Origin of the sequence: Neisseria sp. P0016.S008 (genome assembly GCF_051957775.1) — a bacterium.
In the GTDB taxonomy this organism is placed as follows: domain Bacteria; phylum Pseudomonadota; class Gammaproteobacteria; order Burkholderiales; family Neisseriaceae; genus Neisseria; species Neisseria flavescens_B.
Genome location: NZ_JBQCWB010000049.1, coordinates 1 through 236 on the forward strand (window position 1 = coordinate 1; position 236 = coordinate 236).

At 56.4% G+C, this 236-nt stretch carries 1 pseudogene; it reads right to left on the reverse strand.

From position 1 onward, the window contains the following. A pseudogene (locus ACTHS8_RS10935) lies at window positions 1-236 on the reverse strand (amylosucrase); the annotation flags it as partial.

Below are 236 nucleotides of genomic sequence, written 5' to 3' on the forward strand. Positions count from 1 at the left end.
GCAACGGCAGCCATGCGCAGAAGATCAACGCCTAAGTTGCCAACGAACATCATTTCGCCAGCCATGGCCCGGCAGACCCAGGGGTGGCTGTAATTCAAATCCCATTGGAAGGAGTTGATCGTCGTCCATACCCAGCGTCCGTATTCTAGTTGGGAGAATCCGCCCGGCTGTTGGTCAGGGAAGTTTTCACGCAGGGTGAGGTCGTATTGGTCGGGCATCCAGCGGTCGGGGAAAAT